The organism is Orenia sp. (assembly GCF_055140805.1).
In genome coordinates this window covers 23,392-36,545 of sequence record NZ_JBSQYM010000048.1, presented here as the reverse complement: position 1 = coordinate 36,545, position 13,154 = coordinate 23,392, and the positions used below count along the sequence as shown (strand labels likewise).

The window sequence follows — 13,154 nt, the reverse complement described above, 5'->3', positions numbered from 1 at the left end:
ATAAAAGATGCTTTAGTCCTCTCTCCTAAGGTAGGAGAGAGTTAGAGTGAGGTATGAAAGGTTTTGATTTATTTCATTTTAGACTTGGATATCTATAATTAAAGATATTTTAAAATAAAATTTACCAAGTGATATAAATGATTTACAATTTAACAGTTATAATATATAAAGAAGTATTTGCTGAGCTCTTTAATTAAGGGTTCAGTTTTTTATTTAATACAAAAAATTTAATTAATAATTATGGTTTAACAACGAACTTTGTGGTTAAAAGTATAATTCGTCGAATTTAAGTTATTAGCTAGCTACGGGTTTTAACCCGTAGGTTCTATAGGACACTAGAGGTTGAAAGCTGTGGCTAACAATTCTTTTTCACCGTAGATATAGTGGAAGAACCATAATTATTTATTAATCTAATATGAATAAATAGTTTTTAATTGTAAAATCTATTTATAATAAATAACTATGAGGTGTTTTGATGAAGAAGATATCTGGCTTTGAATTTCTATTAACCATGACTAACTTTATGATAGGTGGAACAATTATATTCCCAATTGGTATTGACGCAAAACAAGATGCTTGGCTAGCTATTTTAGTTGGGATGACTTACGGAATATTTCTATGTTTGTTATTTGTAAAAATAAATTCATTATATCCTGGTGCTACATTTATTGGGATAACCCAAGAGATATTTGGTAAATACTTGGGCTGGTTTGTGGGATTTATCTATGCGACTTGGTGTATTTATATTTCGATTAGAAATATTAGAGATTTTGCTGAGCAAATTACCCATAATTTTTTATCTGATATTAACATTGTGGTGATTCTTACCTTAATGGTTATTTTGATGATATATGCTTTATATCAAGGAATAGAGGTGCTGATTAGAGTTACTTGTGTTATCTTTCCTGTCGTTTTTGTATATATACTAATTTCTGATTCTTATCTTATGATGGTTAGTGGTGATTTTAATAATTTAAAGCCTATCTTACATGAAGGATTAGTCTTAAGTACAGTTCATTCTAAGCTTATGGGGTTTCCTTATGCTGAATTAACTGTTTCTATGATGATTATTCCTCATGTTAATGTTACTTTTAATAAAATAAAGAAGTTATTAATTTTAGCTAATATATGGGGCTCTTTAATAATACTATTTGATACGGTAATGTTAATTTCAGTTTTAGGAATATATCTAGCAGAAAATTTAAGTTTTCCTATCATTCAAGCAACTCAGCTTACTCAAAGTGACTTATTAAAGCTTAATATCATTATTGTTTTAGTAACTAATTTAGTTTTAATTGTAAAGGCATCAGTTTTGGCTTATGCTGGGATTAAAGGTTATTCCCAACTTTTCCAAGTTTCTTATAAAAAGATGGTATTTTTTGTTCTTATAATATCTATTTATTTAGCCAATATTGTAGCTAAGAGTTATTGGCAACATGTTCAATTTGGACTTGGAATTAGTTTAATATCTAATGTTGTAATTGGTATTTATATTCCTCTAATTACGCTAATTTTTTATTATTTGAAGAGATATATGAAGAAATTAATAAATTATTGCTGACCTTTTTTGATTAAAGTCTAACAAGAGGAGCAATCTTTGTTTTCCTTTATTTATTATATAAGTCCTTTCTGTATTTTGATGGGGGGATTCCTTTGATTTTTTTAAAGGTCTTGGAGAAGGTTAAAGGGTCTTGGTAGCCTACAGAGCGGGATATATCAGCGATTGATAAGTTCTTTTTTTTCATTAGTTCACAGGCTTTATCTATTCTAAAGTTAATTAAAAACTGTTGTGGTGAAGTATGAAGAATTTCATTAAAAATTGACCACATATAACTTCTATCTAGACCAATGTGATCAGCTATTTCAGTAATGCTAATTTTCCGATAATAATTTTTAGCAATAAAATTTATTATCTCTTTAATATACAGTTCAGTTCTATCAATATCATTGTTGTCAGATGAATTATTCTCTCTTATTTCAATAAGATGGGAGAGAAAAATGTACAAAAGACCTGTTAATCTGATTTCTCTACTTTTTATTAGCTCTTGTGTAGAGATCATTTTAGTAAAGCATTCTTTAATAAAAGAAGTCTCTGTAACTGAGAATATAGGATTGTTCAGTGTTAAGTTTGCTTGCTGGAGGTAAGATTCTGCTTTAAGTCCATTAAATCCTATCCAAGCGTAATGCCATGGATTATCTCTTTTAGCTTGATAATAGGTAATTGTATCTGGGGGGATTAGAAAGCCATCTCCTGCTTGCAGTTGATAAGTTTTATTATTAATTTGAAAAATACCTTCTCCTTCAAAAATATAATGAATTAAAAAATGATCTCTAATTCCAGGTCCCCAGGAATGATTAGGACGACAAATTTGCATCCCACATTGATACATATCTAAATCAGTAAGATTTAATCTGTTAATATCTATATCCATAAGATCATAGGACATATAAATCCTCTCCTTTCAATTCTTATTATATCTAACATTATACCATAAGTAACTAACATAGTTCCATTCAAATTATGATAATAAAAGAGTAGAATATAAATAAGCTAATAATTTAAAGGAGGAATATAATTATGAGAAAAATTACTTTTATGGGAGCAGGTAGTACAGTTTTTGCTAAGAATATTTTAGGAGATTGTATCTTATCACCAGCACTAAGGGATTCTCACATTGCTTTATACGATATTGATCAGCAAAGATTAAAAGATTCTGAGATGATGCTCAATAATATTAATAAAAATCACGGAAACTATGCAAAAATAGTTGCTTATACAGACCGTAAAGAGGCTTTAAGAGATGCCAACTATGTAATAAATGCTATTCAAGTAGGTGGCTATAAGCCCTGTACAGTAACTGATTTTGAGATACCTAAAAAATATGGATTAAAACAAACAATAGGTGATACCTTAGGGATTGGTGGTATCTTTAGAGCTTTAAGAACAATTCCAGTTTTACTTGATTTTGCTAAGGATATGGAAGAGGTCTGTCCTGATGCTTGGTTTTTAAATTATACAAATCCCATGTCAATTTTAACAGGTGCTATGTTAAAGGCTACTGAGATTAAAACAGTTGGTCTCTGCCATAGTGTCCAAAAATGTGTCCCTGAACTTTTGGAACCATTAGGAATGGATACAGAAGGATTACAATCTAAGATTGCGGGAATTAACCATATGGCATGGCTTTTGGAAATTACTGACAACGGAAAAGATCTGTATCCAGAGATTAAGAAGAGAGTATTAGAGAGAGAGACTCCTCATGATGATATGGTCCGTTATGAAATTATGAAGCGTTTTGGTTATTATGTAACAGAATCTAGTGAGCATAATGCAGAATATTTACCTTACTTTATTAAGAATAATTACCCTGAATTAATTGAAAAATTTAATATCCCCTTAGATGAGTATCCACGTCGTTGTGAAGAGCAGATTAAGAGATGGGAAACAATGAGAGATGAATTAGTTAATAATCAAGATTTAGAGCATGAACGTAGTAATGAGTATGGTTCTTATATTATAGAAGCAATGGAAACTGGAAAGCCTTATAAGATTGGTGGGAATGTTTTAAATACTGGATTGATTACTAATTTACCCAGTGATGCTATTGTAGAAGTACCGTGTTTAGTTGATAAAAATGGAGTTACACCTTGTTATGTTGGAGAGTTACCACCACAATTAGCTGCTTTAAATAGAAGCAATATTAATGTTCATTTATTAACAATAGAAGCTGCCTTAACTCAAAAGAAGGAATATATTTATCAAGCTGCTATGTTAGACCCACATACTTCTGCAGAGTTATCGATAGATGATATAGTTGCTTTATGTGATGATTTAATTGAAGCACATGGTGACTGGTTACCAGAATTTAAATAAAGAAGATAAAAATTACTGAGCTTCTTCTTAATTAAGAAGTTCAGTTTTATTTTATTGTAATTGTTAAAGAAGAGGAGGTATTTAGTATGGTTGAATTTATTGGTAATATGGCAGCTGTTTTGACCACAACTGCTTTTCTGCCTCAAGTAATCAAAACATTAAAGAGCAAATCAACAGATGATATGTCTTGGAGTTGGTTGCTTATGTTTATCACAGGGGTCTTTTTATGGCTGATTTATGGTTTAAGTATCAATGTATTTCCAATAACTGCTGCAAATGCCTTTACTTTTGTCTGTTTATTAATTTTATTATTTATTAAGGTTAATAATTTATTGAAAAGCAGATAAAGTCAGAATATATGGTTTGATCTTTAGCAAAACTAAGCTTAAAGTCTTTAGTTAAAGACTTTAAGCTTAGTTTCTATTTATTATCAGTCTCTTTTTTATATTTTGAGGGGGGGACTTCCTTAATTTTTTTAAACATTTTAGAAAAGACTAAAGGATTTTCATAACCTACAGAGCGAGAAATATCTCCGATTGATAATTTTTTATTCTCCATTAATCTACATGCTTTATCTATTCTAAATTGAATTAGAAACTGTTGAGGTGATAAGTTAAGGTAACTTTTGAAGATAGACCAGAGATAAGTTCTATCTACTCCAATATATTCAGTTATTTGCGAGACTGTTAAATCATATCTATCATAATTTTTATGAATATATTTTATAGCTTCCTTTAAATAAATTTCTTTAGGGTTTTCTTTATCAGAATTTAAATTATCATTGTCTTTAATGAGTTTGGATAAAAATAAATATAGTAGTCCCAGTAGTTCCAGTTCTTTACCTTTTTTTAGATCGTTAACTACTTTCATTTTATCAAATATTTTTTTGATTGAATTTTCTTTGGTGGAGAAGATAGGATTATCTTGGGTTAGATTTGCTTGTTCTAGATAAGTTTTAGCTTTTAAGCCATTAAAACCAATCCAAGCATAAGTCCAAGGATTATCACTATCTGCTTCATAGTAGGTAACTATATCTGGACAGATTAGAAATCCTTGCCCTGCACTTAAGTGATATGTTTTATTGTTTACTATAAACTTTCCTTTTCCTTTATAGATGTAATGAACTAGAAAGTAATCTCTAACAGCGGGTCCAAAAGGATGATTTGCTTTACAATTTTGAACTCCGCTAACATATATATCCATATCAGTTAGATTTAATCTATTAATATCAATATCTAGTGCTTGGTGTTTATAGCTATTTAACATAATAATCCTCCCTTTATTTAAGTTGCTATTAATTTAATACAGATTCAACATTAAATCATATTAAGTCAACATACTATCATTTACTTTATTCACTAAAATGGTTATAATTTAAATATAAGATAATAGTTAATCTAATTAAGTGGCAGATAAAAACAATATTACTAATTAATAAGAATAATTTTATAAGCAGATAAGATATCATTAACTTAGAATCTCATGTCTATATTATATCAATAACTTTAAGATGATGTAAACATAAGATAATAATTATTAGATTGATTATTCTATAATAAAAGAGCATAATAGGTATAATTCTATAAGTATATAATCCCATACCCCATTTTTAGTAGTAGATAAGTTTTCTTGTTTCGGTTACTATTAAAAATGGGGTATTTATCAACTGCTTAAAAGAAGGAGGGTAGAGGGGTTATAAATTAGATAAGTTAGTGTTAAAATTTATTTTATTAATCACTTTATTTACTTTTTTAACAAAGTTGCTAACTGTTAGCTTATATAAAAAAAGGAGGATATTATGAAAAAAATTATCAGTACCTTAGCAGTCTTTTTACTAGTAGGGATATTGTTGACTGGATGTGGCGGAAATCAAGAAGCAAGTAATAAAGATGGGCAGATAACATTAGAATTCTTTCAATATAAACAAGAAGCAGTAGGTGCTTTTGATCATTTGATCGCTGAGTTTGAGAAGGAAAATCCAAATATTAAGATTGAACAGAATAATGTTCCAGAACCTGATACAGTATTAAGATCAAGGTTATCTAAAAATGATATTCCAGCTATTATGACAATTAATGGAGCTGCTGTTTATGGTGAATTAGCTGATTCAGGAATATATGCTAATTTTACCGATGATCCTATTTTAGATGATGTTCAAGAGGCTTATATAAGAATGGTACGAGAGTTACATGGTGATACTGATACAAGTTATGGAATCCCTTATACGGCAAATGCTGTTCCTATTATATATAATAAGGATAAATTTGAAGAGTTAGGCTTAGAGGTACCAACGACTTGGAATCAATTGATTGCTACAGCAGAGAAGATTAAAGAAGCTGGCGAGACACCATTTTATTTAACCTTTAGAGAGGCTTGGACTACATTACCTAGTTGGAATGCATTAGCCTCTAATCTAGCTGGAATAGATTTTATTAAAGCTAAAGCAGAGGGTGAAACTACTTTTAAAGAAGGTTATCATGAAGTTGCTAAGAGAATGTATTCTCTATTAGAGTATGGTGATGATGATAACTTTGCAACTGGGTATAATCAAGGAAATATAGCCTTTGCTAATGGTAAATCTGTTATGTATTTACAAGGAATCTGGGCGCTTGGACAGATTAAACAGGCTAATCCTGATATTAATCTAGGAGTCTTTGCTTTTCCAGCAGTTAATGATTCAAGTCAAAATAAGCTTGTTTCAGGGGTAGATACTGTGTTGACTATGTCTATTAAACTCAAAGGAGAAGAAGCTAAGGCGGCTAAGAAGTTTATTCATTTCTTATTAGAAAAGAAGAATGCAGAATATTATATAGGGCAACAGAAGTTATTTTCAACTCTTAAAGGGGTTTATCAACAAGACCCAATTTTAGCAAGTCTTCAAGAGTATTTCAAAACTGGACGTTTAGTTCCGTTTTCAGATCATTACTATCCATCAGGGCTACAAATTGAGAACTTAATTCAAGAATTTCTATTAGATGGTAATGTTGATGCCTTCTTAGAAAAATTAGATAATGAGTGGGATAAAGTACAAGCTAGACAGTAAAAGATAAAGCATAATTGACAATTGATAATCAATTAAAAACTATTTATTTTTTAACTGTAAATTCTAGATTGTCAATTGTCAATTATTATTATCAAAGGAGGTATTAAATTGCAGAATAAGTGTAATAAAACATTTTATTTGATGACAATTCCAGCCCTAGTCTTATTTTTCGCTTTTCATACATTACCAGCATTAACTGGAATTTTGTATAGCTTTACTGATTGGAAGGGATATGGGACTTGGGATTTTGTAGGATTAAAAAATTATATTAATTTATTTAAGGATAGTCGTGCTTTAGATTCTTATATCTTTACTTTTAAATTTGCAATTATAGCTACTATCTCAGTAAATATAATCAGTCTATTAATTGCTATGGGCTTAAATGCAAAGATTAAGTTTAAGACTGCTCTTAGAGCTATTTATTTTACACCTTATATCTTAAGTATTTTGGTTGTTGGGTATATCTTTAATTATATCTTTACTTTCTTCTTGCCAGATATTGCTCAAGCATTAGGAATTAATGCCTTAACTAAGAGTATTTTAGGAAACCCAGATTTAGCTTGGATTGGTGTAGTAATTTTAGCAGTATGGCAATCATGTGGATTTAATACTCTATTATATTTATCAGGTCTGCAGACAATTGATCATACTTTATATGAAGCTGCTAGTATTGATGGAGCAGGTAGGTGGAGGCAATTTACTAATATTACTTTTCCATTAATTTCACCCTTCTTCACTATCAATATGGTTTTAGCTATGAAGAATTTTTTAATGGTTTTTGATCATGTTATGGCATTAACAAATGGTGGACCAGGTCGAGCTACAGAATCAATCTCTTTATTAATTTATCGTGGAGGATTTGCAGGTGGAGAATTTGCTTATCAGACAGCTAACGCCGTTATTTATTTTATTGTTATCTTAGTTATTTCAGTCTTCCAAATTAAAGTACTGCAAAAAAGGGAGGTAGAGCTATAGTGATTAGTCAAGAAGAAGCTAATTTAGAAACTAATTTAAAAAGTAAGGAGTCAAGTCGATTCTTTAAATTTTTTAAAGATAGTGATGTAAATTGGGGTGCTACTATCCTATTATTAATTGGTTCTTTAGCTATATTATTTCCTCTCTATTTGGCAATAAATGTAGCGTTAAAGAGCCCTCAACAGTTAGCTCAATCTATATTTGCGTTCCCCAAAAAAATTCATTGGGAGAACTTTACTAAGGCAATAGAGTTAACCCATTATTTTAGAAGTTTTAAGAACAGTAGTCTAGTCACAATTCCAACTGTAATTATAACTTTACTAACAAATTCTATGGTTGCTTATGCTATTGCTAGAAATTTGAATAAAAAATTCTTCAAATTTCTTTATTATTATTTTATTGCTGCTTTATTTATTCCTTTTCCAATTATTATGTTACCTATTGTAAAAGAGATGAGTTTTTTAGGTTTAGATAATAGACTAGGATTAACGATCTTATATATTGTTTATGGCTTGTCAATGAATATCTTTATCTATATTGGCTATATTAAGTCATTGCCTAATTCCTTAGAAGAAGCAGCAATTATAGATGGAGCTAGTACTTGGCAGATTTTTTGGAAGATTATCTTTCCGTTATTAAAACCTATTAATGCTACAATAGCTATTTTAACCTCTTTATGGGCTTGGAATGATTTTATGTTACCATTAATTATGTTAAATGAGCGGAAATTAATGACTTTACCTTTAGTCCAATATGTATTTCAGTCTCAATTTAGTACAAATTATAATTTAGCATTTGCTTCTTATATTTTGGCATTAGCGCCAATGATACTTGTCTATATCTTTGCTCAAAAATGGATTATTAGTGGTGTAATGAAGGGGTCAGTTAAAGGTTAATACGAGAAATAATCAATTACTTAATAGTTAAATTAGGAGGAAGGTTATGGGGATCTATTATAATAAAGAGAATAATATGTTTCACTTACAAGCCAAGGATACAAGTTATCTGATGAAAATCTTGGATAATGGAGAGTTAGCACATGGATATTGGGGTAAAAAAATCAAAGCAACAGAGTTGAAAGCTTATCATGAATTAGCATTAAACCCTTATTTATTATCACAAAAAGAGGGGCATTCCTTTGCAATGGATGTGATCTCAAAAGAATATCCAAGCTATGGAAATTCTGATTTTCGTCAACCTGCTTATCAAGTTAAGTTAGAGAATGGGTCTAGAATCTCTGAGCTAAAGTATTTAGAGCATGATATTTTTAAAGGTAAGAAGAAGCTAAAGGGCTTACCAGTAACTTATGTAGAAGATGAGTCAGAAGCTGAAAGCTTAGAGATAACACTAATTGACGAAGTAACTAAGCTTAAGGTAAGACTCTCTTATACAGTTTATGAAGATTTGGATGCTATTACAAGGTCAGTTTACTTTATTAATGAAGGAAATGAGGCTATTAATTTATCTCGTGCTTTAAGTTCTAGTCTTGATTTTAAAGATAGTGACTTTGAATTACTACAGTTGTCTGGGGCTTGGGCTAGAGAAAGGCATATTAAAACAAGACCTTTAGTACAAGGGCTACAATCAATTGAAAGTAAAAGGGGAGCTAGCAGTCATTCTCAAAATCCTTTTATTGCATTATTAAGGGATAATACAACTGAATATCAAGGTGAAGTTTATGGTTTTAGTCTTGTCTATAGTGGAAGCTTTTTAGCTCAGATTGAGGTTAATAAATATAGCCAAACAAGAGTTTCTATGGGGATTAATCCCTTTGATTTTAATTGGTTATTAGAACCGCAAGAAGATTTTCAAACTCCAGAGGTAGTTATGGTCTATTCAGATCAAGGGATTAATAAGATGTCTCAGACTTATCATAAGTTATATCGAACTCGCCTTGCTCGTGGTAAATTTAGAGATAAGGTTAGACCAATCTTGATTAATAATTGGGAAGCAACTTATTTTGATTTTGATGAAGATAAGATTCTAGAGATAGCTAAATCAGGAAAAGAGCTGGGCTTGGAGTTATTTGTATTAGATGATGGGTGGTTTGGTAAAAGGAATGATGATACAAGTTCTTTAGGTGATTGGTTTGTAGATAAGAATAAACTTCCTAATGGCTTAGGTAAGCTAGGTCAGCAGATAAATAATTTAGGAATGGAGTTTGGTCTCTGGTTTGAACCTGAGATGGTCTCACCAGATAGTGATTTATATCGTGCTCATCCTGATTGGTGCCTTCATGTTCCGAATCGAAAGCGTTCAACAGCCAGGGATCAATTGATCTTGGATTTATCCCGTGAAGATGTATGTGACTATATTATAGAAAAGGTTTCGGTTATTTTAGAAAGTGCTCCAATTACCTATGTTAAATGGGATATGAACCGTAATATGTCGGAGATTGGTTCTGCTAAATTGCCACCAGAAAGGCAACAAGAGACTGCTCATAGATATATGTTAGGACTATATAGAATTCTAGAAAAATTAACTACCAGGTTTTCTGATATCTTATTTGAAAGTTGCTCTGGTGGTGGTGGAAGATTTGATCCAGGTATGCTTTATTATATGCCCCAAACTTGGACTAGTGATGATACTGATGCTGTAGAGAGGCTAAGGATTCAGTATGGAACAAGTATTGTATATCCGTTAAGTGCTATCGGTGCTCATGTTTCAGCAGTGCCAAATCATCAGGTACAAAGAATTACTTCTTTAGATATGCGTGGTCATGTAGCGATGTTTGGTAACTTTGGTTATGAGTTAGACTTGACTAAAATGACAACAGAAGAAAAAGAGCTAGTTAAAGAGCAGGTAGCAGAATATAAAGAGATAAGAAAATTGGTGCAGCAAGGTAATTTTTATAGATTATTAAGTCCTTTTGAAGGTAATGAAACAGCTTGGAGTGTGGTCTCTGCTGATCAACAAGTAGCCTATATTGGATACTATAAAGTATTAGCAGAAGCAAATGTTGGCTGTAGATCCTTGAAGATTAAGGGATTAAATCCAGAGTTTAAATATCAATTAGTAGGTACTGAGAAGACTTATGATGGAGATTTCTTAATGCATATTGGAATAAATATTCCTGATGAATTATTAAATGGTGGAGATTTTAGAAGTATTGTTTGGAAGTTAAAAGCTACTAAATAGATTGTAATTAGATTTTAAGAAGGCTCATTTATGTTGGCTGATAATTATATTATTAAAGCAAGTCTAACATAAATGAGCTGTAAATTTATTTTAGAAAAATAAGACATAATCTTTTAATGCAGATATATTTTGAGAAAATTTATTCCTAAACTTAGTTTCTTTAATTAAAAAAGTTTGACGTTGCTTAAGAATTAGGCTATAATATAATTAGTAAATAATATTATAGCAGGGTATAATCTCTAAGAATTTAATCCACTATAATATAGGTGAAATTTTATACAATATTATTTTTATTTATCATCTTTATTAAAATAATTAATTAAGTTGATTAGAGCTAGTAATTTAACGAAAGAAAAACTGATGATTAAAGAGTCAAAGAGATTATTAACAAAGGGGGAATTAAGTAATGAATATTTTAGTAACTGGTGGTGCTGGATATATTGGTAGTCATGTAGTGAAAGAATTGTTAGAGACTGACCATCAAGTTGTAGTCTATGATAATTTGCAAAAGGGTCATAAGGAAGCTGTTTTAGGAGGAGTATTTGTTGAAGGTGATTTAGCTGATAGAGAATTATTAGATAGAACTTTTAATGAGTATGAGATTGAAGCAGTAATTCACTTGGCTGCTGATAGTCTAGTAGGGGAGTCGATGGAGAATCCAGCTAAATATTATCGTAATAATCTAGTTAATGGATTAAATCTGTTAGATGTAATGGTCAAGCATAATGTGAAAAAGATTGTCTTTTCATCTACTGCAGCAGTTTATGGAGATGTAGAAGAGGTACCGATTACAGAAGATTTACCTAAAGATCCAACCAGTGTTTATGGTAGATCAAAGCTATTTTTTGAAGAGATAATGAAGGATTATGATCAAGCTTATGGTTTGAAATTTGTCTCTTTAAGATATTTTAATGCAAGTGGTGCCGATGAATCTGGAAGGATTGGAGAAGACCATAATCCAGAGAGCCATTTAATTCCGATTGTATTACAGAAAGCTTTAGGTTTAAGAGGTAAGTTAGCTATCTTTGGTACTGATTATCCAACTAGAGATGGAAGCTGTGTTAGAGACTATATCCATGTTACCGATTTAGCTCAAGCCCATATTCTAGGAATTGAGGCTTTAGCAACTGGTAAAGAGAGTGAGATTTATAACTTGGGTAATGGTGATGGGTACTCAGTAAAAGAGGTAATTAACGTAGCAAGTGAGGTTGTAGGTAAAGAGATTGAAGCAGTAGAGGGTGATAGAAGAGCAGGAGATCCTGCAACTTTGATTGCTAGTTCTGATAGAATCAGAGAAGACTTAGCTTGGAATCCTCAGTATGGTGATTTAAAGACAATCATTGAGACAGCTTGGAAGTGGCATGAGAACCATCCAACAGGTTTTAAGAAATAGTAATAGTTTTGTGATGTTTAAATATAAAGCTATATTGATCTGTTGTGCCAGTTAATAGTGTCTTTTTATGGGTATATTGCGACATTTTTGCTTTTTAAAAGCGAACAAAAATCTTAGGTTCCGCCTAAGGGCGGGTTACGTTTTTCCTTGATGAAAAAGTAACCAAAAAATCAAGAAGAAAATTTAACTCTCTTAGCAACTAATATCTCTTGAAAATTAGAAATATAGTGCTTCTACTTCAGAGATAACGCTATAATTATTGTTCTTCGAGAATATTTGCTTCGTTCAAACAGAAATTTTTTTCGGCTTAAAAACCTTAAAATCTTTTTAAGTTTAAATTCAAAAGTGTCGCAATATCATTCTGTTGTATCAGTTCTTCTACGAGTACACGGCGTTATATTGATATATTGCGACACTTTGGATGTTTAGATTAGACAGTTGTTAACCGCCTACCACCTGTCTACCTAATAAGCAAAGTGTCTTAATATCTATCTAAAATTTAAGTTTATACATCATAAGGGGAGGGGCTATAATGCAGATCAGAGGGCGTGTAAGGTATTATGGTATGGGAAAGAATGAAGATGGAACTAGAATTTGTCCCAAATGCCGAGTTAAAATTCAATCTAAGTATAAAAAGGCTGCTAAAGAAGATGGTTGCCCTTATTGTGGATATAATTATGTTGCCAGTTAAGAAGGATTTTTGTTGGTTGAACATATTAAAATAAGGAGGT

At 30.9% G+C, this 13,154-nt stretch carries 11 protein-coding genes; 9 read left to right on the top strand and 2 right to left on the bottom strand.

Going from position 1 to position 13,154, the window contains the following annotated elements:
• Positions 1 to 475 precede the first annotated feature (475 nt).
• Positions 476 to 1,561, top strand: coding sequence for a GerAB/ArcD/ProY family transporter (locus ACTCDL_RS06730; protein ID WP_463175276.1), 1,086 nt, complete (start codon positions 476 to 478; stop codon positions 1,559 to 1,561).
• Between the two features lie 46 nt (positions 1,562 to 1,607).
• Here ACTCDL_RS06730 and ACTCDL_RS06725 read toward each other — a convergent pair whose 3' ends face one another.
• A complete protein-coding gene (locus tag ACTCDL_RS06725; RefSeq protein ID WP_463175274.1) occupies positions 1,608 to 2,447 on the bottom strand; it encodes an AraC family transcriptional regulator in 840 nt (279 codons plus the stop codon).
• A gap of 131 nt (positions 2,448 to 2,578) precedes the next feature.
• Here ACTCDL_RS06725 and melA point away from each other — a divergent pair, with 131 nt between their 5' ends.
• Both melA and ACTCDL_RS06715 read left to right on the top strand, forming a co-directional pair.
• Positions 2,579 to 3,874, top strand: a complete 1,296-nt coding sequence (melA, locus tag ACTCDL_RS06720) for an alpha-galactosidase (RefSeq protein WP_463175271.1) — start codon at positions 2,579 to 2,581, stop codon at positions 3,872 to 3,874.
• A gap of 86 nt (positions 3,875 to 3,960) precedes the next feature.
• Positions 3,961 to 4,221 carry a SemiSWEET transporter gene (locus ACTCDL_RS06715; protein WP_463175269.1) on the top strand — a complete coding sequence of 87 codons (261 nt, stop codon included), beginning with the start codon at positions 3,961 to 3,963 and terminating at the stop codon, positions 4,219 to 4,221.
• A 73-nt stretch (positions 4,222 to 4,294) separates the two neighbouring features.
• Here ACTCDL_RS06715 and ACTCDL_RS06710 read toward each other — a convergent pair whose 3' ends face one another.
• Positions 4,295 to 5,140, bottom strand: a complete 846-nt coding sequence (locus tag ACTCDL_RS06710) for an AraC family transcriptional regulator (RefSeq protein WP_463175267.1) — start codon at positions 5,138 to 5,140, stop codon at positions 4,295 to 4,297.
• Positions 5,141 to 5,672: 532 nt separating this feature from the next.
• On the opposite strand from ACTCDL_RS06710, the gene ACTCDL_RS06705 reads away from it, so the two are divergent.
• The 6 genes from ACTCDL_RS06705 to ACTCDL_RS06680 all read left to right on the top strand — a co-directional run bounded on the left by ACTCDL_RS06705 (position 5,673) and on the right by ACTCDL_RS06680 (position 13,114).
• Positions 5,673 to 6,917, top strand: coding sequence for an ABC transporter substrate-binding protein (locus tag ACTCDL_RS06705; protein ID WP_463175264.1), 1,245 nt, complete (start codon positions 5,673 to 5,675; stop codon positions 6,915 to 6,917).
• A 141-nt stretch (positions 6,918 to 7,058) separates the two neighbouring features.
• The gene (locus tag ACTCDL_RS06700) at positions 7,059 to 7,892 is read left to right on the top strand and encodes a carbohydrate ABC transporter permease (RefSeq protein ID WP_463175281.1); all 834 of its coding nucleotides are present in this window, start codon (positions 7,059 to 7,061) and stop codon (positions 7,890 to 7,892) included.
• A 104-nt stretch (positions 7,893 to 7,996) separates the two neighbouring features.
• A complete protein-coding gene (locus ACTCDL_RS06695) occupies positions 7,997 to 8,788 on the top strand; it encodes a carbohydrate ABC transporter permease (RefSeq protein ID WP_463175278.1) in 792 nt (263 codons plus the stop codon).
• Between the two features lie 46 nt (positions 8,789 to 8,834).
• Positions 8,835 to 11,030, top strand: coding sequence for an alpha-galactosidase (locus ACTCDL_RS06690; RefSeq protein WP_463175261.1), 2,196 nt, complete (start codon positions 8,835 to 8,837; stop codon positions 11,028 to 11,030).
• Between the two features lie 406 nt (positions 11,031 to 11,436).
• Complete coding sequence (gene galE / locus ACTCDL_RS06685; protein ID WP_463175258.1) at positions 11,437 to 12,423, top strand: UDP-glucose 4-epimerase GalE; 987 nt, start codon at positions 11,437 to 11,439, stop codon at positions 12,421 to 12,423.
• A 532-nt stretch (positions 12,424 to 12,955) separates the two neighbouring features.
• Entirely contained in the window at positions 12,956 to 13,114 is a 159-nt protein-coding gene (locus tag ACTCDL_RS06680) for a hypothetical protein (RefSeq protein ID WP_463175255.1), read from the top strand.
• Positions 13,115 to 13,154 lie beyond the last annotated feature (40 nt).

Bases quoted from the DNA above. Each gene is read 5' to 3' on its own strand.
- ACTCDL_RS06730 (WP_463175276.1), top strand. From the start codon at position 476: ATGAAGAAGATATCTGGCTTTGAATTTCTATTAACCATGACTAACTTT.
- ACTCDL_RS06710 (WP_463175267.1), bottom strand. From the start codon at position 5,140: ATGTTAAATAGCTATAAACACCAAGCACTAGATATTGATATTAATAGA.
- galE (WP_463175258.1), top strand. From the start codon at position 11,437: ATGAATATTTTAGTAACTGGTGGTGCTGGATATATTGGTAGTCATGTA.
- ACTCDL_RS06690 (WP_463175261.1), top strand. From the start codon at position 8,835: ATGGGGATCTATTATAATAAAGAGAATAATATGTTTCACTTACAAGCC.
- ACTCDL_RS06725 (WP_463175274.1), bottom strand. From the start codon at position 2,447: ATGTCCTATGATCTTATGGATATAGATATTAACAGATTAAATCTTACT.
- ACTCDL_RS06715 (WP_463175269.1), top strand. From the start codon at position 3,961: ATGGTTGAATTTATTGGTAATATGGCAGCTGTTTTGACCACAACTGCT.
- ACTCDL_RS06705 (WP_463175264.1), top strand. From the start codon at position 5,673: ATGAAAAAAATTATCAGTACCTTAGCAGTCTTTTTACTAGTAGGGATA.
- ACTCDL_RS06700 (WP_463175281.1), top strand. From the start codon at position 7,059: ATGACAATTCCAGCCCTAGTCTTATTTTTCGCTTTTCATACATTACCA.
- melA (WP_463175271.1), top strand. From the start codon at position 2,579: ATGAGAAAAATTACTTTTATGGGAGCAGGTAGTACAGTTTTTGCTAAG.
- ACTCDL_RS06680 (WP_463175255.1), top strand. From the start codon at position 12,956: ATGCAGATCAGAGGGCGTGTAAGGTATTATGGTATGGGAAAGAATGAA.